The 1163-nt window shown below is 69.7% G+C and carries 1 protein-coding gene; it reads right to left on the reverse strand.

Annotated features, from left to right (window positions below; all coding sequences use genetic code 11):
• Positions 1–17 precede the first annotated feature (17 nt).
• Positions 18–1163: NF041680 family putative transposase (locus RNB18_RS50635; protein ID WP_311720877.1), on the reverse strand; the 1146-nt coding region annotated here is incomplete at its 5' end.

Consider the following 1163-nt stretch of genomic DNA (forward strand, 5'->3'; position numbering starts at 1 on the left):
CTGAGCTTGTTCTTTATCTACCAAGATCTTCCAGGCTTGCCGATGGCCGTGAGGGTCTCGGGGCGTTTGACGGTCTTGCCGACGTCGTAGCGGGGGGCCCGGTGTTTGTTCTTGGCGCCGGGTGGCCGTCCGGGGCCGGTTCCTCGGGGTTTGGGAACACGGGTCGGGCAGGCGAGGTGAACGCGGATGTTCCGAAACCCTCGGCGGACGCGGGCCGGGGTGAGCCGGTCGGAGGCGGCGGGTTTCTCCCAGGGGCGACGGAGGTCCTCGGCGAGGTGCCGCGCAAGTCGGAGCTGAGTGTGGGCGACGATCAGGAGCCAGGTCCAGCGGTCCGCGGCGTCGGGAGTGCGGAGTTTCGGGGTGGTCCAGCCCAGGGTCTGTTTCGCGAAGCGGAAGGTGTGCTCCAGGTCGAAGCGGCGGAGAAACGCCTGCCAGAAACGGTCCACGTCGTCCGGGGTGGCACCGGTCTTGGAGGACCATAACCACACCGGCGGGGCATCCCGGTCCTTCGACAGGTGCTCGACCTTCAGCCGAATCAACGTGCCCTCGACCAGGGGCAGTTCGCCGTCGTGGTCGAGCCAGGAGGAGCGGTGGGTGAGCCTGGGGTGCACCCGGTCCCACGCCTGGGTTTCGGCCTTGCCGTAGTTGCTGGTGCCAGTGACCGTGGTGATCGCGGGCTCGGGCCAGGTCTCCGGCTTGGTGAAGCGGAATTCCGGGCCGTGCTTGGGCGGCCGGCCGTTGACGCCATGCATCCTCGGCGGCTTCGGCAGGCGCATGACGCGGTCGGAGCGGACCCGGCCGACCATCTCGACCGGCAGGTCGCGCAGGACCCAGGCCAGGCGGGTGACGTCGTAGCCGGCGTCGCTGACGATCACGATGGCCGGGTCCCCGGCGCGCCACCGGCCTGCGGCGATGAGCCGTTCAACGACTCCTCGGAGCTGGGCGGCGGTGACCGCGGTCGCGTCGTCCGCCGGGCCGAGCCGAACCGTGTCCAGGATCGCGGTCCAGGACGTGGCGCCCGGCTCCAGCGCGGCCACGAAGGAGTAGGGCCAGCCCGGAATGAACTGCGATGCTGTCTTCGCGCGGCCGTAGACGTGGCAGAACAGCCGCTCTGCTGAACATGGCGCATCCGAGCGGAGCCACGGCGACACGTCGACCGCCAG

The organism is Streptomyces doebereineriae (assembly GCF_031845645.1).
Classification (GTDB): Bacteria; Actinomycetota; Actinomycetes; order Streptomycetales; family Streptomycetaceae; genus Streptomyces; species Streptomyces canus.